Origin of the sequence: Streptomyces hirsutus (assembly GCF_001418415.1) — a bacterium.
Taxonomy (GTDB): domain Bacteria; phylum Actinomycetota; class Actinomycetes; order Streptomycetales; family Streptomycetaceae; genus Streptomyces; species Streptomyces hirsutus.
Map to the genome: position 1 here is coordinate 1 of NZ_LIQT01000096.1, position 18796 is coordinate 18796.

Annotated in this window: 19 protein-coding genes and 1 pseudogene; 12 read left to right on the plus strand and 8 right to left on the minus strand. The window is 72.2% G+C overall.

Annotation, left to right across the window (positions count from 1 at the left end):
• The first annotated feature begins 144 nt into the window (after window positions 1-144).
• From AOK11_RS08445 to AOK11_RS08480, 8 genes and pseudogenes are all read left to right on the plus strand, one after another.
• Window positions 145-825 carry a class I SAM-dependent methyltransferase gene (locus tag AOK11_RS08445; protein WP_055593029.1) on the plus strand — a complete coding sequence of 227 codons (681 nt, stop codon included), beginning with the start codon at window positions 145-147 and terminating at the stop codon, window positions 823-825.
• Between the two features lie 299 nt (window positions 826-1124).
• Window positions 1125-2175, plus strand: a pseudogene (locus AOK11_RS08450) (BMP family lipoprotein).
• A gap of 269 nt (window positions 2176-2444) precedes the next feature.
• Window positions 2445-4055 carry an ABC transporter ATP-binding protein gene (locus AOK11_RS08455; protein WP_055593030.1) on the plus strand — a complete coding sequence of 537 codons (1611 nt, stop codon included), beginning with the start codon at window positions 2445-2447 and terminating at the stop codon, window positions 4053-4055.
• Window positions 4055-5179 carry an ABC transporter permease gene (locus tag AOK11_RS08460; protein WP_055593031.1) on the plus strand — a complete coding sequence of 375 codons (1125 nt, stop codon included), beginning with the start codon at window positions 4055-4057 and terminating at the stop codon, window positions 5177-5179. The genes AOK11_RS08455 and AOK11_RS08460 overlap by 1 nt, the downstream gene beginning before the upstream one ends.
• On the plus strand, window positions 5176-6450 hold the full coding sequence (locus tag AOK11_RS08465; RefSeq protein ID WP_055593032.1) for an ABC transporter permease: 1275 nt from the start codon (window positions 5176-5178) through the stop codon (window positions 6448-6450). The genes AOK11_RS08460 and AOK11_RS08465 overlap by 4 nt, the downstream gene beginning before the upstream one ends.
• Window positions 6447-6860 carry a cytidine deaminase gene (locus AOK11_RS08470; RefSeq protein WP_055593033.1) on the plus strand — a complete coding sequence of 138 codons (414 nt, stop codon included), beginning with the start codon at window positions 6447-6449 and terminating at the stop codon, window positions 6858-6860. Before AOK11_RS08465 ends, AOK11_RS08470 begins: the two co-directional genes overlap by 4 nt.
• 134 nt (window positions 6861-6994) lie before the next feature.
• A complete protein-coding gene (locus tag AOK11_RS08475; protein WP_055593034.1) occupies window positions 6995-8278 on the plus strand; it encodes a thymidine phosphorylase in 1284 nt (427 codons plus the stop codon).
• 120 nt (window positions 8279-8398) lie between these two features.
• Window positions 8399-8983 carry a Uma2 family endonuclease gene (locus AOK11_RS08480; RefSeq protein WP_055593035.1) on the plus strand — a complete coding sequence of 195 codons (585 nt, stop codon included), beginning with the start codon at window positions 8399-8401 and terminating at the stop codon, window positions 8981-8983.
• Between the two features lies 1 nt (window position 8984).
• Here the strand turns inward: AOK11_RS08480 and AOK11_RS08485 are convergent, their stop codons facing one another.
• Entirely contained in the window at window positions 8985-9905 is a 921-nt protein-coding gene (locus AOK11_RS08485) for an AEC family transporter (protein ID WP_055593036.1), read from the minus strand.
• Between the two features lie 175 nt (window positions 9906-10080).
• Here AOK11_RS08485 and AOK11_RS39330 point away from each other — a divergent pair, with 175 nt between their 5' ends.
• On the plus strand, window positions 10081-10470 hold the full coding sequence (locus AOK11_RS39330) for an STAS domain-containing protein (protein WP_157869303.1): 390 nt from the start codon (window positions 10081-10083) through the stop codon (window positions 10468-10470).
• Here AOK11_RS39330 and AOK11_RS08490 read toward each other — a convergent pair.
• Together AOK11_RS08490 and AOK11_RS08495 are read right to left on the minus strand one after the other, a co-directional pair.
• Window positions 10354-11370 (minus strand): sigma-70 family RNA polymerase sigma factor, encoded by a 1017-nt coding sequence (locus AOK11_RS08490; RefSeq protein ID WP_055593037.1) that lies wholly within the window; start codon window positions 11368-11370, stop codon window positions 10354-10356. The genes AOK11_RS39330 and AOK11_RS08490 overlap by 117 nt on opposite strands.
• Window positions 11371-11549: 179 nt before the next feature.
• Window positions 11550-12908, minus strand: a complete 1359-nt coding sequence (locus AOK11_RS08495; RefSeq protein ID WP_055593038.1) for an MFS transporter — start codon at window positions 12906-12908, stop codon at window positions 11550-11552.
• A 63-nt stretch (window positions 12909-12971) separates the two neighbouring features.
• Between AOK11_RS08495 and AOK11_RS08500 the strand changes: the two genes are divergently transcribed.
• Complete coding sequence (locus AOK11_RS08500; protein ID WP_055593039.1) at window positions 12972-13925, plus strand: LysR family transcriptional regulator; 954 nt, start codon at window positions 12972-12974, stop codon at window positions 13923-13925.
• A gap of 96 nt (window positions 13926-14021) precedes the next feature.
• Here AOK11_RS08500 and AOK11_RS08505 read toward each other — a convergent pair whose 3' ends face one another.
• Window positions 14022-14783: an alpha/beta hydrolase gene (locus AOK11_RS08505; protein ID WP_055593040.1), complete on the minus strand. Its 762-nt coding sequence runs from the start codon at window positions 14781-14783 to the stop codon at window positions 14022-14024.
• Window positions 14784-14896: 113 nt separating this feature from the next.
• Between AOK11_RS08505 and AOK11_RS08510 the strand changes: the two genes are divergently transcribed.
• A complete protein-coding gene (locus AOK11_RS08510; protein ID WP_055593041.1) occupies window positions 14897-16054 on the plus strand; it encodes an adenosine deaminase in 1158 nt (385 codons plus the stop codon).
• Window positions 16055-16194: 140 nt separating this feature from the next.
• Window positions 16195-16482 carry a hypothetical protein gene (locus tag AOK11_RS08515; RefSeq protein ID WP_055593042.1) on the plus strand — a complete coding sequence of 96 codons (288 nt, stop codon included), beginning with the start codon at window positions 16195-16197 and terminating at the stop codon, window positions 16480-16482.
• 110 nt (window positions 16483-16592) lie between these two features.
• Here the strand turns inward: AOK11_RS08515 and AOK11_RS08520 are convergent, their stop codons facing one another.
• From AOK11_RS08520 to AOK11_RS08535, 4 genes are all read right to left on the minus strand, one after another.
• Window positions 16593-16796: a PspC domain-containing protein gene (locus AOK11_RS08520; RefSeq protein ID WP_055593043.1), complete on the minus strand. Its 204-nt coding sequence runs from the start codon at window positions 16794-16796 to the stop codon at window positions 16593-16595.
• A 149-nt stretch (window positions 16797-16945) separates the two neighbouring features.
• Window positions 16946-17527 carry a VanZ family protein gene (locus AOK11_RS08525; RefSeq protein WP_055593044.1) on the minus strand — a complete coding sequence of 194 codons (582 nt, stop codon included), beginning with the start codon at window positions 17525-17527 and terminating at the stop codon, window positions 16946-16948.
• A gap of 148 nt (window positions 17528-17675) precedes the next feature.
• Complete coding sequence (locus AOK11_RS08530) at window positions 17676-18305, minus strand: hypothetical protein (RefSeq protein ID WP_055593045.1); 630 nt, start codon at window positions 18303-18305, stop codon at window positions 17676-17678.
• Window positions 18302-18796 (minus strand): sensor histidine kinase (locus tag AOK11_RS08535; RefSeq protein WP_240497264.1); only part of this gene is annotated, 495 nt, incomplete at its 5' end. The genes AOK11_RS08535 and AOK11_RS08530, both read right to left, overlap by 4 nt.

Genomic DNA, 18796 nt, shown 5'->3' on the forward strand with positions numbered 1-18796 from the left:
AGCGCGGTACCGCGGTACCGCAGTGACGAAGCCGGGCGGGCACCTCAGTGGGTGCCCGCCCGGCTTGTGTGCCCCGGGGGCGCCGTTTTGCCGGACCGGCAACAGGAGTGGCGTGTCCGGGACACGTCGGGCGACGGTGGGCCGATGAACGACGACATCGCAGCGGGACCGCCCGCGTCCGACACCTCCTTCCCTGCCGACGGATACGTCGGAGACCCCGCGGTGAGGGCGGAGTGGGACGACCTGTACGCCGACCGACAGCAGTTGTGGAGCGGCCGGCCCAACGGTGCGCTGGTGGCCGAGGCCGCCGGACTCACACCCGGGCGGGTGCTCGACGTCGGTTGCGGCGAGGGCGCGGACGCCCTCTGGCTCGCACGCCGCGGCTGGGACGTGACCGCGCTCGAGGTCTCGGGCGTGGCGCTGGAACGGGCGGCCGGGCACGCACGGGACACCGGCCTCGCCGTTCGCTGGGTGCACGCCTCACTGACGGAGGCGGCCCTCCCGCCGGCCTCCTTCGACCTGGTCTCCGCGCAGTACCCCGCCCTGTTGCGCACCCCCGACGCCGCAGCCGAGCGAGCGCTGCTCGCGGCCGTCGTGCCCGGCGGAGTGCTGCTGCTCGTCCACCACGCGGGGGTGCACACCCGGCAGGAGAACGAGAGCGGCTTCGACCCGGCCGACTACGTCTGGCCCTCGATGGTCGCCGCTCTGCTCGACGAGGACTGGGAGGTGGAGGTGGACGAACAGCGGCCCCGCGTGGCACCCGACGGCGGCGCCGGCGCGCACCACACCGACGACCTGGTGCTGCGCGCGCGCCGGCTGCGCTGAGCCCCTCCGGCCGCAGCGGACCCGGCAACCCGAGCCGATGCCCGGCGTGCGCCGGTCGACGAGCACCGTGTCGGATGTCACGGTGCTTGTCACCTCACGCCGCACATCGCCCGAATGTCACCCTGTGCCACGATCCGTTTGCGACAGGCAATGGTTTACTCGCGGTAGGGGGCGGGTAGGGCACGGCCGCATAACAAGGTGGACAGAAAGGGTTTCCAGGGAGGTCTACGCGCGTTAATCTGCGGCGAAGCCAGCGCCGCCCCCCCGACTTCCGGCGCTTGTACGAAGGAGCACCACACATGCGCCGGATTTCCCGGATCACGGTCGCAGGCGCAGCGACCGCCTCTCTGGCCCTCGCGCTCTCCGCCTGCGGCGGCACCTCGACCTCTTCCGGCTCGTCGGAGTCGAAGGGCGACAAGGGCATCGCCATCGCCTACGACGTCGGCGGCAGGGGCGACCAGTCCTTCAACGACGCCGCGTACGCGGGCCTGAAGCAGGCGGAGAAGGAGTTCGGCTACAAGACCGCCGACATCGAGCCCACCGAGGGCGAGACCGACGCGGACAAGGAGCAGCGCCTCTCGACGCTCGCCAGGCAGGGCTACAACCCCGTGATCGGTGTCGGCTTCGCCTACGGCGCCGGCGATGACGGCCGTGGCCGAGAAGTACCCGGACACCACCTTCGGCATCGTCGACGACTCCACGGTCGAGCGGGACAACGTCGCCTCCCTGGTCTTCGCCGAGGAGCAGGCCTCCTACCTCGCCGGCGTCGCCGCCGCCAAGGCCACCGAGACCGGCGTCGTGGGCTTCATCGGCGGTGTGGACATCCCGCTGATCCACAAGTTCCGGGCCGGCTTCGAGCAGGGCGTCAAGGACACCGACCCGAACGTCAAGGTCGTCTCGCAGTTCCTGACGCAGACGGCGGAGGAGGGCGGCTTCTCCAGCCCCGACAAGGGCAAGGCCGCCGCCGAGGGCCAGATCGAGAAGAAGGCCGACGTCATCTACACGGCGGCCGGTCTGTCCGGTCAGGGTGCCATCGAGGCCGCGGCCGCCAACAAGGTCTGGGCGATCGGCGTGGACTCCGACCAGTACGCGCAGGAAGCCCTGGCGAAGTACAAGGGCTCGATCCTTACCTCCGCGACGAAGGACGTCGCCAAGTCGGTGTACAAGCTGGCTCAGTCGGTCGAGGACAAGGCCCCCCGCACCGGTATCCTCAGGGGCGATCTGGCGTCGGGTGAGGTCGGCCTCGCGCAGTCCAACCCCGTGTTCGCGGACAACGCGAAGCTTCAGGACGTCATCGAGACGGCCAAGAAGAAGATCATCAGCGGCGACATCAAGGTCCAGTCGAGCTGACCCCGGCGGGACCTTTCGTTCGCATCGGGCCGGGCCCGCGGGCCCGGCATGGTCCGCGCGAAAGGCCCTGTGCCTGAACAGCGTGTAATCCATGGGGTCGTGACCGCTCGACGGGGTGCGGGGAGTAGGCTCCCCGCACCCCGTCGAGCCGGGTGTGCGACCCCGTTCGATGCCGTAGGGGCGCTACGCGCGTAGACGACCCCCGTCCCCAGGAGTGCGCCATCAACGCGTCCAGCAGCCCTCCGGCCGGAGCGGCGGTCAACGAGTCGGTGACCGCCGTCGAGCTCGCCGGGATCACGAAGCGTTTTCCCGGTGTCGTGGCCAACCACGACATCCACCTCACGGTCCGCAAGGGCACCGTGCACGCCCTCGTCGGCGAGAACGGCGCCGGCAAGTCGACGCTGATGAAGATCCTCTACGGCATGCAGAAGCCGGACGAGGGCACCATCGCGATCCACGGCGAGACGGTCTCCTTCTCCTCGCCGGCCGACGCCATCGTCCGCGGCATCGGCATGGTCCACCAGCACTTCATGCTCGCCGACAACCTCACGGTCCTCGAGAACGTGGTGCTCGGCAGCGAGAAGCTGTACGGCATCGGCGCGAAGGCCCGCCGCAAGATCAAGGAACTCTCCGACCGCTACGGCCTCGGCGTACGCCCCGACCTGCTGGTCGAGGAACTCGGCGTCGCCGCCCGCCAGCGCGTGGAGATCCTCAAGGTCCTCTACCGCGGCGCCACCACGCTGATCCTCGACGAGCCCACCGCCGTCCTCGTCCCGCAGGAGGTCGACGCGCTCTTCGACAACCTGCGCGAGCTCAAGGCGGAGGGCCTGTCGGTCATCTTCATCTCCCACAAGCTGGGCGAGGTCCTCTCGGTCGCCGACGACATCACCGTCATCCGCCGGGGCGCCACCGTGGGCACCGCCGTTCCCGCCGAGACCACCCCGCGCCGGCTCGCCGAGATGATGGTCGGCAGCGAACTGCCCACCCCGGAGACCGCCGAGTCCACGGTCACCGACCGCGCGGTCCTCACCGTCGACAAGCTGCGCCTGGCGGCCCCCGGCGGCAAGGCCCTGCTCGACGACATCAGCTTCACCATCCACGCGGGCGAGGTCCTGGGCATCGCCGGCGTCGAGGGCAACGGCCAGACCGAACTGGTCGACGCGCTCATCGGGCTGCGGCACGCCGACTCCGGCGTGATCCGGCTGGCCGACGAGGAGATCACCGGCTGGGCCACCCGCAAACGCCGCGAGGAGGGCATTGGGTACATCCCCGAGGACCGCCACCGCCACGGCCTGCTCCTGGAAGCACCCCTCTGGGAGAACCGCATCCTCGGCCACGTCACCGAGAAGCCCAACGCCAAGGGCTTCTGGCTGGACCCGAAGGCGGCCCAGGAGGACACCCGGCGCATCGTCCAGAAGTACGACGTGCGCACCCCCGGCATCGACGTCACCGCCGCCTCCCTGTCCGGAGGCAACCAGCAGAAGCTGATCGTCGGCCGTGAGATGAGCCACCGGCCCCGCTTCCTGATCGCCTCCCACCCCACCCGCGGTGTGGACGTCGGCGCGCAGGCCGCGATCTGGGACCACATCCGGGAGGCGCGCCGCGAGGGCCTCGCCGTCCTGCTGATCTCCGCCGACCTGGACGAGCTGATCGGCCTGTCCGACACCCTCCGGGTGATCTACGACGGCAGGCTCGTCGCGGACGCCGACCCCGCCACCGTCACCCCGGAGGAGCTCGGTACCGCCATGACCGGTGCCGCCACCGGACACCTCGAACACGAAGAGACCCCCGAGACCCCGGCCGGCGCAGGGAAGACCGGGGCCGACGCCCCCGGCTCCGCGGCCGACGCCCCCGAGTCTCCGGAAGACGAGGCCCGCTGATGAAGAAGTTCGACAAGGAGCGCGTGCTCCTCGCAGTGGCCGGACCGGTCATCGCGCTCGCCGTGGCCTTCGCCCTGAGCGCGATCGTGCTGCTCGCCTCGGGCAAGAACCCCGTCGAGCCGTTCGCCCTGATGTTCGAGCAGGCGACGTTCTCCGACGTCCAGGTCCTGATCATCAACCAGGCCTCGATGTACTACATCGCCGCCCTCGCGGTGGCCATCGGCTTCCGGATGAACCTCTTCAACATCGGGGTCGACGGCCAGTACCAGCTCGGCGCCATCATGGCCGCCGTCGTCGGCGCCCACATGAACCTGCCGGCCGTGCTGCAGCTTCCGCTGCTGCTCCTCACCGCCGTGTTCACCGGCGCCTTCTGGGCCGGTATCGCCGGAGTCCTCAAGGTCACCCGCGGGGTCAGCGAGGTCGTCGCCACGATCATGCTCAACGCGATCGCCACGTCCCTCATCGTCTACCTGTGGAAGCCGGACGTCTTCGGCGTCAAGATCGGCAACAACAGCACCACCGGCGAGATGTACGAGTCCGGCTGGGTCCCCGGCATCGACATGGGCGAGGCCGGCGAGATCTACGGCCTGGTCGTCCTCGCGGCACTGCTCGGCATCGGCTACTGGATCGTCCTCAACCGCACCCGCTTCGGCTTCGACCTGCGCGCCTCCGGCGCCTCCACGACCGCCGCCGCGGCCAGCGGGGTCAACCCCAAGCGCATGGTGCTCACCGCCATGCTGATCTCCGGCGGTCTCGCCGGTCTCGCGGGCCTGCCGATCCTGCTCGGCGACTCCCACACCTACAACCTGAACTTCCCCACCGGCATCGGCTTCCTCGGCATCGGCATCGCCCTGCTCGGCCGCAACAGCCCCGTCGGCATCGCCTTCGCCGCCCTGCTGTGGGCCTGGCTCGACAAGGCCTCGCCCGAGCTGGACTTCCACGGCTACGACAAGGAGATCGCGGTCATCATGCAGGGCCTGATCGTCCTCTCGGTCGTCGTCTCCTACGAGGCCGTCCGCGAGTGGGGCCTGCGCCGTCAGCAGCGCCGGGTCGGCGCGGAACTCGCCGCGGGTCACGTCCTCGGCGCCGACAACAACACCACGAAGGAGGTGGCTGGCCGATGACCGCCCCGACCACAGCGACCGACGTCAACCAGCCCTCGCTGCAGCCTGCGGCGCCCACCGGCCGCCGCATGTCGTGGCCCGTGCTGCTGCTGGTCATCGCCGGCGCCCTGGCCCTGCTCTCGATCGTCCGCATCGTCACCGGCGCGGACGGCATCACCAACGTCAGCCAGATGTCCACCGCCCTCCAGCTCGCCGTCCCCATCGGCCTCGCCGGACTCGGCGGCCTGTGGGCCGAGCGCGCGGGCGTCGTCAACATCGGCCTCGAGGGCATGCTGATCCTCGGCACCTGGTTCGGCGCCTGGGCCGGATTCCAGTGGGGCCCGTGGACCGGCGTCCTGGTCGGCATCATCGGCGGCTGCCTCGGCGGCCTGCTGCACGCCGTCGTCACCGTCACCTTCCGCGTCAACCACATCGTCTCCGGTGTGGCCATCAACATCCTCGCCCTCGGCGTCACCCGCTACCTCGCCCCGCTCGCCTTCGAAGGCCACCAGGGCGGCTCCGCCAAGCAGTCCCCGGCGGTCGAACCGCTCGGCCACTTCACCGTGCCGGGGCTGTCCGACGCGCTGCGGGACCTCAACGCCAAGGGCTGGTTCTTCGTCTCCGACATCGCGGGCCTGCTCGGCGGCCTGGTCACCAACGTCTCCTGGCTGACCCTCATCGCCGTCGCGCTCATCCCCGCCACCTGGTGGATCCTCTGGCGCACCGCCTTCGGCCTGCGCCTGCGCTCCTGCGGCGAGAACCCCGTCGCCGCCGAGTCCCTCGGCGTCAACGTCTACAAGTACAAGTACCTCGCCGTGATCATCTCCGGTGGTCTGGCCGGCCTCGGCGGCGCCTTCCTCTCCATCGTCGCCAACCCCTTCTACCTGGAGGGCCAGGTCAGCGGGCGCGGCTACATCGGCCTCGCCGCGATGATCTTCGGCAACTGGATGCCGGGCGGCCTCGCCATCGGCGCCGGACTCTTCGGCTACACCGACAGCCTCAACCTGCGCGGCGGCTCCACCAACGTGCACGCCCTGCTGCTGCTCGGCGCGCTGCTGCTGCTCGCCGGCGCGATCTGGCTGGCGATCCGCAAGAAGTACGTGCACGCGGTCATCACCCTGGTCGTCGGCGCACTCGTCTTCGCCTGGTACGCCGGCACCAACGAGGTCCCCAACCAGGTCGTCGCCGCCACGCCGTACGTCATCACCCTGGTGGTCCTCGCCCTGTCCGCCCAGCGGCTGCGCATGCCGAAGGCGGACGGACTCCCGTACCGGAAGGGACAGGGCGGATGACGCCCGCCCCGGCCCCCGCGGCGGACACCGACTGGGAGGCGCTGCGCGCGGTGGCACGGGAGGCCATGTCCCACGCGTACGCCCCCTACTCGGGCTACCCGGTCGGTGTCGCCGCCCTGGTCGACGACGGGCGCACCGTCTCCGGCTGCAACGTCGAGAACGCCAGCTACGGCCTCGGCCTGTGCGCCGAGTGCGGACTGGTCTCGGAGCTGCAGCGCACCGGAGGCGGCCGGCTCACGCACTTCACCTGCGTGGACGGCACGGGCGCGATCCTCGTCCCGTGCGGCCGCTGCCGGCAGCTGCTGTACGAGTTCGGCGGCCCCGGACTGCTCCTCGAAACCCCGTCGGGCGTCCTGCCGCTGTCGGCGATGCTGCCCCAGGCCTTCGGCCCGGAGCACCTCGCCGGGTGACCCCGTAACACCTCCGACCCGCGGCACCTCGTACCCCGTAGCTCCACCGCGGCCCCTCCGCGCGGCTCACTCCCGACCGGAGGGGCCGCGTCCCGAGGGGCCGCGCCCTTCGCACTCCGGAAGGAATGCCACCCATGGCCATGGACGTCATCTCCGTCATCCGCACCAAGCGGGACCGCGGTGAACTCAGCGACGAGCAGATCGACTGGGTGATCGACGCGTACACCCGCGGGGAGGTCGCCGACGAGCAGATGTCGGCCCTCGCGATGGCGATCCTCCTCAACGGCATGAACCGGAGCGAGATCGCCCGCTGGACCGCCGCGATGATCGCCTCCGGCGAGCGCATGGACTTCTCCTCGCTGTCGCGCCCCACCGCCGACAAGCACTCCACGGGCGGCGTCGGCGACAAGATCACCCTGCCGCTCGCCCCGCTGGTCGCGGCCTGCGGCGCGGCCGTCCCGCAGCTCTCCGGCAGGGGCCTGGGCCACACCGGCGGCACTCTCGACAAGCTGGAGTCGATCCCCGGCTGGCGCGCGCTGCTGTCCAACGACGAGATGCTCTCCGTCCTGAACGGCGCGGGCGCCGTGATCTGCGCGGCCGGCGACGGCCTGGCCCCCGCGGACAAGAAGCTCTACGCCCTGCGCGACGTGACCGGCACCGTCGAGGCGATCCCGCTGATCGCCTCCTCGATCATGTCGAAGAAGATCGCCGAGGGCACCGACTCGCTCGTCCTGGACGTGAAGGTCGGCAGCGGCGCCTTCATGAAGACCCTGGACGACGCCCGCGAACTGGCCTCCACGATGGTCGGCCTCGGCACCGACCACGGCGTGAAGACCGTCGCCCTGCTCACCGACATGTCGACGCCGCTCGGCCTCACCGCCGGCAACGCGCTCGAGGTCCGCGAGTCGGTGGAGGTCCTGGCGGGCGGCGGCCCCGCCGACGTCGTGGAACTCACGCTGGCGCTGGCCCGCGAGATGCTCGACGCCGCCGGACTGAAGGACGCCGACCCGGCGAAGGCCCTGGCCGACGGCTCCGCGATGGACGTCTGGCGCCGCATGATCGCGGCCCAGGGCGGCGACCCGGACGCCCCCCTGCCCACGGCGCGGGAACAGCACGTGGTGACGGCGTCCGCCTCCGGCGTCCTGACCCGCCTGGACGCCTACGACATCGGCGTCGCCGCCTGGCGCCTCGGCGCGGGCCGCGCCCGCAAGGAGGACCCGGTGCAGGCGGGCGCGGGCGTCGAACTGCACGCCAAACCCGGCGACACCGTCACCGAGGGCCAGCCCCTCCTGACCCTGCACACGGACACCCCGGACCGCTTCGCGTACGCCCTCGACGCGGTGGCCGACTCCTACGACATCGCGGCCCCCGGCACGTCCTTCACGGCGGCGCCGGTGGTGCGGGAACGTATCGCCTGACCTGCGCGCGGGCCGGAGGCGGGGGTGGGACACGCCCCATACGGGTGAACGGGACCGGTGGACCGCCACCGGTCCCGTTCGGCGTGGTGGGATCGGTGTGGCACCGATGGGAGTACCGCCATGACCGTAGTCGCCGTGAGCGAGGACCCCGGCCAGAGGTGGGACGACCTGGTCCGCTTCTGGGAGGAGATGGAATGGCCCGAGGGCAGCAAGGTGGAGATCATCGAGGGGATCGTCACCGTGTCACCCGCTCCTGGGCTTCACCACAATGCGATCGCGGCAAGCATGCAGCGTCCCCTGTACGCCGTGATTCCGCGGAACTGGTCAATCTTCCAGACCCAGGCCATTGCCGTGCCCTCACGTCGGGCGATGTTCATTCCTGACCTTCTGGTGTACCCGGACCGGGAGAACCCGGAGTCGGACACCCACCTTCCCGCCGCCCTCGCCGAACTCGTCGTCGAGGTGACCTCGGCGTACAACGCCCGCCACGACCGCGTGACCAAGCTGGCCGCCTACGCCACCGCCGGCATCCCCTTGTACCTCCTGGCCGACCGCTGGGACCCCGACGGCCCGACCCTGACGCTCTACGGAGAACCCGAGGGGGACGTCTACCGTCCCTTGAGCACCGCGAAGTTCGGTGAGCCGGTCGCCCTGCCCGCGCCCTTCGACCTCGAGCTGGACACCTGCGAGTTCCCCGACACCTGAGTCACCCCAGCACCGCCGCCACCACCACGAGCACCGGTACCGACAGCAGGGTCGACACCAGGATCGCCTCCCGCGCCAGGGTCTCGCCGACCCGGTAGCTGCTCGCGTACGTGAAGAGGTTCTGCGCGGCCGGCAGGGCCGAGGTCACCACCACGTCCAGCAGCTGCGCGCCGCGCAGCCCGAACACCCCCACCGCCAGCCCCCAGGCGACCACCGGCTGGCCCACCGACTTCAGCGCCACGGCCAGCAGCACCGCCCCGCGCTCACCGCCCCGCAGGGGCAGGGAGCTGCCGCGCAGCGAGATGCCGAAGGCGAGGAGGACGGCGGGGACAGCCATGTTGCCGATCAGCGTCACCGGATCCATGACCGGGCCGGGGATCTCGACGCCGCTCGCCGCCACCGCCACCCCCGCCAGTGAGCCCAGCGCGACCGGATTGCGCAACGGCGTGAGCAGCCGCCGCCCCAGGGGCTGCTTCTCCCCGGCGGTCGCCAGGTCCAGGATCGTCAGCGCGACCGGGGTGACCATCACGAGCTGGAACAACAGCACCGGCGCCACCAGCGAGGCGTCACCGAGGACGTACACCGCGATCGGGATGCCGAGGTTGCCGGAGTTGACGTAGCTGGAGCACAGGGCGCCGACGGTGGTGCGGCCCACGCCCCAGCGGCGTACGACACCCACCGCCACGAAGACGCCGGCCACCGCGGCCGTACTCAGCGCCGTGACCAGGAGCCGGCCGGAGAAGACCAGGGACAGGTCGGCCTCGGCGAGGACGGTGAACAGCAGGGCCGGCGAGGCCACGTGGAACGCCAGCTTCGTCAGCACGTCGCGGGCCTGCCCGCCGAGATACCCCCGGCGGCCGATCACATAGCCGACGCCGATGACGACCGCGATCACCGCGAACCCGCTCAGCACCCCCTGCACGACGGCTCCTCGCCGGGGTGGCGAGCACCGGGGGGCGTGGGCGGGGACGATCTGTGGCGCATACAGCCAACCCTCGGGGGAGGGCCGTGCCCGGGTCAATGTGATCTCCGCGGCGCCCGCCCCCGCTCCGCGTCACGTGTCCGTGGGGGGCGGCGCGGGCGGACGCGGGCCCGCGATGAGTTACGCGCCCGTGCCCGGTCTACCGATCGTGGACGCCATGACACCCCCTGTACTCGTACTGCTCGGCCCCGTCACCCCGGACGGGGTGAGCGGGCCGAGCGACGCGCTGCGGGCACTCCTCGACGGCGGCGGGGCCGGCGGGGTGGTCGTCTGCGACGTGGGCGGGCTGGGGCCGCCGGGGCTCGCCGCCGTGAACCTGCTGGCGCGCCTCCAGCTCCTGGCCCGCCGGACCGGGGGCCGGATACGGCTGCGCGACCCCGACCCCGCCCTATGCTCCCTGCTCGACCTCGTCGGTCTCGGCTTCGAGGTGGAGGGGCAGCCCGCACAGCGGGAACCAGCGCCGGGTGTCGAGGAAGCAGTGGAACCCGGTGATCCGGCCGTCTGAGATCTCCAGTACCTGGACCGCCCACGGCGTGAAACCGCCGGCCTCCGGGTCCGGCTTGTAGTGGGCGAACCCGGGCAGGCCGTTGACCTGGACCGGCAGCAGGCGCGAACCCGCGCAGGAGGCGCCCAGCGTCGTCATGAAGCCCGTGATGTCGCCGGGGCCGGTCAGCCACAGGTCGAACGGCGGCATCGTCATGATGGCGTCCTCGTGCAGCAACGCCGTCAGCGCCGCCATGTCGTACCCCTCGAACGCCGCCACATAGCGCTCCAGGAGCTTCTGCTGCTCCTCGTCCAGCGGGTCCGAGACGGACGCTTCGGCGCCCGGCTGCCGCCGCTCCGCGAGCGTCGCCCGCGCCCGCTGCAACGCGCTGTTGACCGACGCGACCGAGGTGCCGAGCAGCTCCGCCACCTCGCTCGCCTTCCAGGCCAGCACCTCGCGCAGCAGCAGCACCGCCCGCTGCTTGGGCGGCAGCTGCTGGAGCGCGGCCATGAAGGCGAGCCGCACGGACTCCTTGGCGACCGCCGCCTCGGCGGGGTCGGCGGTCTCGGGCAGCACCCGGGAATCCGGCATCGGCTCCAGCCAGGTGTGCTCCGGCCGGGGCGAGAGGGCCGCGCGGGCCAGCGGGGTCGACTCCGTCAGGTCCATCGGACGGGCCCGCTTGTTGCCGGCCGTCAGCATGTCCAGGCAGACGTTGGTCGCGATGCGGTACAGCCAGGAGCGCAGGCTGGAACGGCCCTCGAATGTGTCGAAGCTGCGCCAGGCACGGACCATCGTGTCCTGCACCGCGTCCTCCGCCTCGAAGGAGGAGCCGAGCATGCGGTAGCAGTACCCGGTCAGCTCGACGCGGTGCGCCTCGAGCCTGGCGTCGATACCGGTCGTCGTCGCCGTGCCGTTCGTCATCGTCCACCCACCCCTGTGGCTTGTCTGCGGCGCGCCTTCGCACCCAGCACTTCGGAAGCTACCGCAGCCCACTGACAACGGCCCCCCGAGTCGACGAACGCGCAGGTCGGGGAAGCCGGTTCAGCGGACGGAACGAAAGCTTCCGCCCGCTTCCCGGCCGCCCGGCCCGCCGGACCGCCTCACGCCGGGGCGAGCCCGCGCCGCTCCACCCGGGCCGCCCGGGTGCCCAGCACCGTGATGGTCACGACGCCGGCCACCGCCACCAGACCGACCCCCACCGTCCCGGCCCAGCCGCCCGAGTGGAAGGCGAGCGCACCGACCGTGCTGCCCACGCTGGAGCCGACGTAGTAGGCGGACTGGTACAGCGCCGACGCCTGGGCGCGGCCCCGGGTGGCCGTCCGTCCGACCGCCGAGGACGCGACCGCGTGGCCCGCGAAGAAGCCGCCGGTGATCAGTACCAGGCCCAGCAGGATCAGGGGCAGGGAGCCGGCCAGGGACAGCAGCAGGCCCGCCGTGGTGGTGCCGCCCGCCGCGTACAGCGCGCCCCGGCGGCCGAGCCGGCCCACCAGCCGGCCCGCCGCCGACGCCGCCACCGTGCCGACCAGGTACACCAGGAAGATCGAGCCGACGATGCCCTGGGGGAGGGAGAAGGGCGCCTCGGCCAGCCGGTAGCCGATCACGGTGTAGACCCCGCCGAACACCGTCATGAACAGGGCGCCGATGGCGTACAGGCGCCGCAGCAGCGGGTTCGCGAGATGGGTGCGGACCGTGCCGAGCAGCACCCGCGGACGCAGCGAGCCCGGACGGAAGTGCTTCGGCGCCGGCAGCAGCAGCCGGAACGCCACCGCGCACGCCACCGCGAGCACCCCGATCACGCCGACGGCGACCCGCCAGCCCCACTCCTGCGCCACCCAGCCGGTGATGACCCGGCCGCTCATCCCGCCGACGCTGTTGCCCGCGACGAACAGTCCGATCGCGGTCACCAGGGCCTTCGGCCTGACCTCCTCCGCCAGGTACGCGGTCGCCGAGGCGGGCACCCCGGCCAGGGCCGCCCCCTGGAGCGCCCGCAGTGCCACCAGGGCGCCCAGCGACGGGGCGAAGGGAACCAGCAGCCCGACGGTCACCGCGACGGCCAGGGAGGCCGTCATCACCGTACGGCGTCCGTACCGCTCCGACAGCGCGCTCATCGGCAGTACGAACACCGCCAGACCGCCGGTGGCCGCCGCCACCGTCCAGCTCGCGTCGCCCGCGCTCACCCCGAGGTCGCCGGAGATCAGCGGCAGCAGGGCCTGCGTGGAATACAGCAGCGCGAAGGTCGCCACACCCGCCAGGAACAGGGCGAAGCTCATCCGGCGGAAACCGGGGCCGCCCGGGGAGATGCGGGAGTCGGCGCCGCCCGGCGCGCTCGGGACGTCCGGGGAGTCCGGGACGTCCGGGGCGTCGGGCGCGCTCGGGTGAGGGGAGGAGGGAGAGACCGGGGACGTGACGGATGTGCGGGCGTCCACAGCGGTGGACGCCTTGGTACTGGCGGGAGACATGCTTCGACGCTACGGACGGCTCCGCTCATCCGTCCAATGCATGGAATCGTCATAATCGTTCCCATGCAGCATCAGCAGAGGTCGCAGGGTCGGCTGTCACCGTCCAGTGACACAGAAGACATCGTCGCGCTGCTCGCGCCGCGTCTCGTCCACTTCGCCGGCGTCGCCCGCACGGAGCATGTCACCCGTGCCGCCCAGGAGATGCAGGTCCCGCAGTCCACGCTCTCCCGGTCCGTCGTCCGCCTCGAACAGGACCTGGGCGTCGACCTGTTCGCCCGTCACGGCCGTACGCTCTCCCTCACCCCCGCCGGCCGCACCTTCCTCGTCTCCGTCGAACGGGCCCTCGCCGAGATCGAGCGGGCCGCCGACGAGGTGCGCGCCGACGCCGACCCGGCCACCGGCAAGGTCGCCTTCGGGTTCCTGCACACCATGGGCGCCGAGACCGTCCCCGGGCTGCTGCACACCTTCCGCGCCGACCATCCGCGCATCCGCTTCAGCCTCGTCCAGAACCACGGTGACGCCATGCTGGAAGGCCTCCGCGCGGGCGAGCTCGACCTGTGCCTGACCTCCCCGGTCCCGGACGCCCCCGACCTCGTCGCCCGTCGCCTGGACGAGCAGAAGCTGCGCCTGGTCGTCCCCGCCGACCACCGGCTCGCCGGCCGCCGCCGGATCCGCCTCGCCGAGGCCGCCGACGAGACCTTCGTGACCCTGGAGCCCGGTTACGGGCTGCGCCGCATCACCGATGCCCTCTGCGACCGGGCCGGGTTCCGGCCCCGGGTCGCCTTCGAGGGCGAGGAGGCGGAGACCCTGCGGGGCCTGGTCGCGGCCGGGCTCGGCGTCGCCCTGCTGCCGCCGCCGGCCGTGCCCCGCCCCGAAGTGGTCGAACTGACCGTCACCTCCCCGCGGGCGGCCCGCGAGATCGGCGTCGCCTGGCTGGCCGGGCGGCCGGACACCCCGCCGGTGACGGCCTTCAAGAAGTTCCTGCTGTCGCGCCGCGGCCGCCTGCTCCCGGACTGACCGGCACCCCGGGGCACCCGGCTGCCCGCCGCCGCAAAGCCGTACGCCGGTCGCCGGTCGCCGGTCGTGGTGCGACGGCCGTCGCACTCCGGTCGCCTATCGCCGTGACGACGAACCGAACCCCGAGGCCAGCGGCATCCGCAGCCCCAGGGGCGGAGGCGCCGCCAGGGCGTCCCGCAGCGGTCGTGAGAGCGCCCGTCCGAAGAGCGCCCCCATCACGAAGTCCTCGCACAGGGCGAGGACTTCGTCCCGGTACTGGCGCAACCCGTGCCCGTCGGTGTGCACTTCGAAGCGACAGACGTCCCGGTTCGCCTTCTTCGCCCGCGCCGCCAGCCGGAAGGACAGTTCGGGGTCGGTCCGCGTGTCGTGCGTGCCGTGCACGATCAGCACCTGTCGTCCGGTCAGCTGCTTCACCGGTTCGGGTGGCCCGGGCCCGTCCTCCCCGGGCAGCCAGGGGGCCAGCGCCAGTACGGAGGTGACGGCCTCGTGGCCGCCCGCGCGCAGGGCCGCCCGGCCGCCCATGCCGAGGCCGGCCAGGCACACGGGAACGTCCCCGTAGCGCCGCACGGTCTCGTCGACGGCCCAGGCGGCGTCCCGGGCGGGATGCGCCTCGCCGCCGTTCCAGCCCCGGTAGCGGTAGTGGACGACATGGGCGGCGATCCCCTCGGTCCGGCCCGCGCGGCCGAGGCGGCGTCCCAGCGCGCGTACGGAGGCGGTCGCCACCAGGGGGGACGGCCTGCGGCTGGAGACCGGATCACCGCCGGGCAGCAGCAGCACCACGCCGCCCACCGCCCCCGGCTCCGGGCCGAGCGCCCTCCCCAGCCGTGCCCCGTGAACCGGCGTCGCTTGCTGTGCCATGGCAGAACAGTGTCAGAAGCAACGGCGTACGCCACCCTGCCGTGCGGTCACCGTTGGATATCGGCGTATGTGTGCGCCGGATGATCTACGCGCGTAGGAGTTAGAGTGCGCAGATGACGAGCCAGAGCACTGCGAACACCCCGACCGCGGACCAGATCCGCCGGGCACCCAAGGTTCTGCTGCACGACCATCTCGACGGCGGCCTGCGCCCCGGCACCGTCGTCGATCTGGCCCGCGAGGCCGGATACACCCAGCTCCCCGAGACCGACCCGGACAAGCTCGGTCTCTGGTTCCGGGAGGCCGCCGACTCCGGTTCCCTGGAACGCTATCTGGAGACGTTCTCGCACACCGTCGGCGTCATGCAGACCCGGGACGCCCTGGTGCGGGTCGCCGCCGAGTGTGCCGAGGACCTGGCCGCGGACGGTGTCGTCTACGCCGAGGTGCGCTACGCGCCCGAGCAGCACCTCGAGGGCGGGCTGACCCTCGAGGAGGTCGTCGAGGCGGTCGACGAGGGCTTCCGCCAAGGGGAGCGGCGGGCCCGGGAGGACGGCCACCGCATCCGCGTCGGCGCGCTGCTCACCGCCATGCGGCACGCGGCCCGCGCGCTGGAGATCGCCGAACTCGCCAACCGCTACCGGGACCTGGGTGTCGTCGGCTTCGACATCGCGGGCGCCGAGGCCGGTTACCCTCCCACCCGGCACCTCGACGCCTTCGAGTACCTCAAGCGCGAGAACAACCACTTCACGATCCACGCCGGTGAGGCCTTCGGGCTGCCGTCCATCTGGCAGGCCCTCCAGTGGTGCGGCGCCGACCGGCTCGGGCACGGAGTGCGCATCATCGACGACATCCAGGTGCGCGACGACGGCACCGTCGAGCTCGGCCGGCTCGCCTCCTACGTCCGGGACAAGCGCATCCCGCTGGAGCTGTGCCCCAGCTCCAACCTCCAGACCGGGGCGGCGGCCTCGTACGCCGAGCACCCCATCGGCCTGCTGCGCCGGCTGCACTTCCGGGCCACGGTGAACACCGACAACCGGCTCATGTCGCACACGAGCATGAGCCGGGAATTCGAGCACCTGGTCGAGGCGTTCGGCTACACGCTCGACGACATGCAGTGGTTCTCCGTCAATGCGATGAAATCGGCGTTCATTCCTTTCGATGAAAGACTCGCCATGATCAATGACGTGGTCAAGCCCGGTTATGCCGAGCTGAAATCCGAATGGCTGTTCCGGCAGGCCGCTTCCACCAGCGGTTCTGTCGCCTCGGAGGAGTGAACTGGAGAACCTCGGGCATTCGGGAATGCGGGCGGTGTTCACCATTCCCCCGCATTCCGGTGTTTGCGGCCGGTGGTTCCGTCTGATTACGGTCACCGGACCGCTCACATCGCCGCATCCCCTTTCGAGGAAACATCTTCATGAAGCAGTCTGCTGCCAAGACCCTCGGTGTCGCCGCGCTCGGCGCCGCCTTCGCCGCCGCCGGTGCGGGTGCCGCCACCGCCGCCCCGGCCGTCCCGGACGCCCTTCCGGCGCTGGACACCGCCACCCAGGCCCTTCCGGCGGAGAACCTCTCCGGCGCGCTGCCGGAGGCGGGGCAGGCACTGGAGACCGGACAGCAGCTCGCCGACGGCCCGGCGCAGCCGGTCGCCGGCCTGCTCGGCGGCATGCCGCTGCAGGGCTCCGTCAACGGCCTCCCCATCGGCTGACGTCCACAGGAGCGTCCCGCCCCGGGCCTGTACCCGGCGGACCCGCGACCCATGGGGCGCCCCCGGACCGGGGGCGCCCCACAGGCGTGCTCACGGGGAGGGCGCGGGCCTCACCAGGCGCTCGTCCGGACCTTGTGCTCCGACGGGAGCAGGATCCACAGCGCTATGTAGAGCAGGAACTGCGGACCGGGCAGTAGGCACGAGGCCAGGAAGACGACCCGCATCGTGGTCGCGGAGGTGCCGAAACGGCGGGCCAGCGCGGCGCACACGCCGCCGATCACGCGGTTGTCGGTGGGGCGGGCGAGGCGGGACATCGTGAACTCCTTCGTGGTCGTGCTGCCGAGTGGCCCACGGGTGCCGGGGGTCCGGGAACGGCTCCGGGACTGATGCCGGGCCCGGGTCCGGGCCCGGGCCCGGGGCTGTTCCGGCCGGCTTCCGTACGGCTGTTCCTGTGCACTCCACGTTACGGAGACGAAGGGGGCAAAGCATCACTCCAGGGGGCGATCCCGACCCTGGCAATCGTCGGGGTCCGACCCTGAGCCGGCTCCTCCCGGTGGCTCTCCGCCCCCGTACGGTGCAGGTCCCGCCGGCGCAGCCACGCGCGGCCCGCCGGCACCAGGGCGGCATGCGCGAGGGCCGCGCCCAGGGTGTTCAGCATCAGCGCGTCGACGTCCACGACCCGGCCCGGCACCCCGGTCTGCAGCATCTCGATGCCCAGCGACAGCAGCGCCGCCGCGGTCATGGTGCGGATCAGCGAACCCACCGGTGAGACGGTCAGTCTGCCCCCCGTCATCGGCAGCAGCACACCGAGCGGCGCGAACAGCGCCAGTCCCTCGGCGACCCGGCGGGCCCCCGTCGCCCAGCCCAGCGCGAAGTCCGCCCGGATGCCGTGAAAGGGACGCAGGTTGGAGGGCACCACCCAAGGGACGTTCAGCGGGCGCAGCGTGCACCAGGCGACGAACACGAGATACGCGGCCAGGAGGAGACCTCCTGTCACACGGATACGGAACGCGGCGGTGCCGCCGGCGGGGCCTTGACGCTGCACGAACCCCTAGACGCGGCCCTCGGCGGGATCGGTTCCGCGTGGGGCCCCGCCGGTCGGGTGAGGCGTGCGCCACAGTGCCGCACGCAGGCCGGGTGCGGGCCGGGTACGGGCCGCGTACGCGGCCGGAGCGCGTGACGCACCCCGGGCCTCACCCGCCGGTGACCGCCGTGGACGGGGGTTCCGCGCTGCCCGGACGGGCCCGGACCTCGTCCGTGCACCGGTAGCGGCGCGCCCGCTCGTCGTCCTGGCCGCCCAGGACCACCGAGCCGTCACCCTCGGCCGCCGCCGAGTCGGAGAACGTGCAGACGATCTGCGCGAGGGCGTAGGACGTCAGGCTTCCCGGCGGGGTGCTCAGACGCAGCGTGTCCTGGGGGTCGCCGGACCGCGGACCGCTCACGGTCATCCCGCCCCGTACGTTCGTGGCGTACCCGGCCTCCTTCTCGGCGGACGTCGGCGACGCCGAGAGCTGGTCCAGCAGCCCTTGCGCCACCTGGGCGCGCCGCTGCCCGGAGTCCGCCGCCCCCTCCGGCGTCCGTACCGTCCGGTCGACGGCCACCAGGGACGAGCCGCAGCGCAGGAACACCTGGGCCGGCAGGCCCTGCGCGGGCGGTGAGGCCCCGTCCGCCTCGGTCTGCGAGCAGCGCACCCGGGAGGGCGCCGGACCGAAGTCGGTCGGCACCTCGGTGGCCCGGATCCCGCACCCCGCGAGCAGCACACCGAGCACGGTGATGCCGAGCAGCCCGGGGAAGCGGCCTACGCGCCTCGGCCGTCCGTTCATCGGTCGTCCCCCTCGGCGTTCTCACGCCGGGTGCCGCCCTTGCCGCCGGCCTTCCCGGAGGTGCCGCCCGCGCGCTTCCGCGCGTTCTCGGTGTGCTCGGTGTTCTTGGTGTCTTCCTCCATCAGCGCGGAGACGTCGCGCGGCAGCCGCAGGGTGAACACCGCGCCGCCCCCGGGAGCGTTGGCAGCGGTGATCTCACCGCCATGGGCATGGGCGTTCTCCATCGCGATGGACAGGCCGAGCCCGCTGCCCTCGGAACGCGGCCGGGAGGCACTGGCCTTGTAGAAGCGGTCGAAGACATGCGGCAGGACGTCCTCGGGGATGCCCGGTCCCTGGTCCCGCACCTCGATGATCACCGTTCCTCCGTCTTCGGTGCCGGTCCCGGGTTCCGCCCCGTCGTCCGCGACTTCGCCCGCCACTTCCTCGGCGCCGCCGGTCGCGCTTCCGGCCCCCGAGTGGTCGCCTCCGCTCCCGTCCCCGTCCCCGTCCCC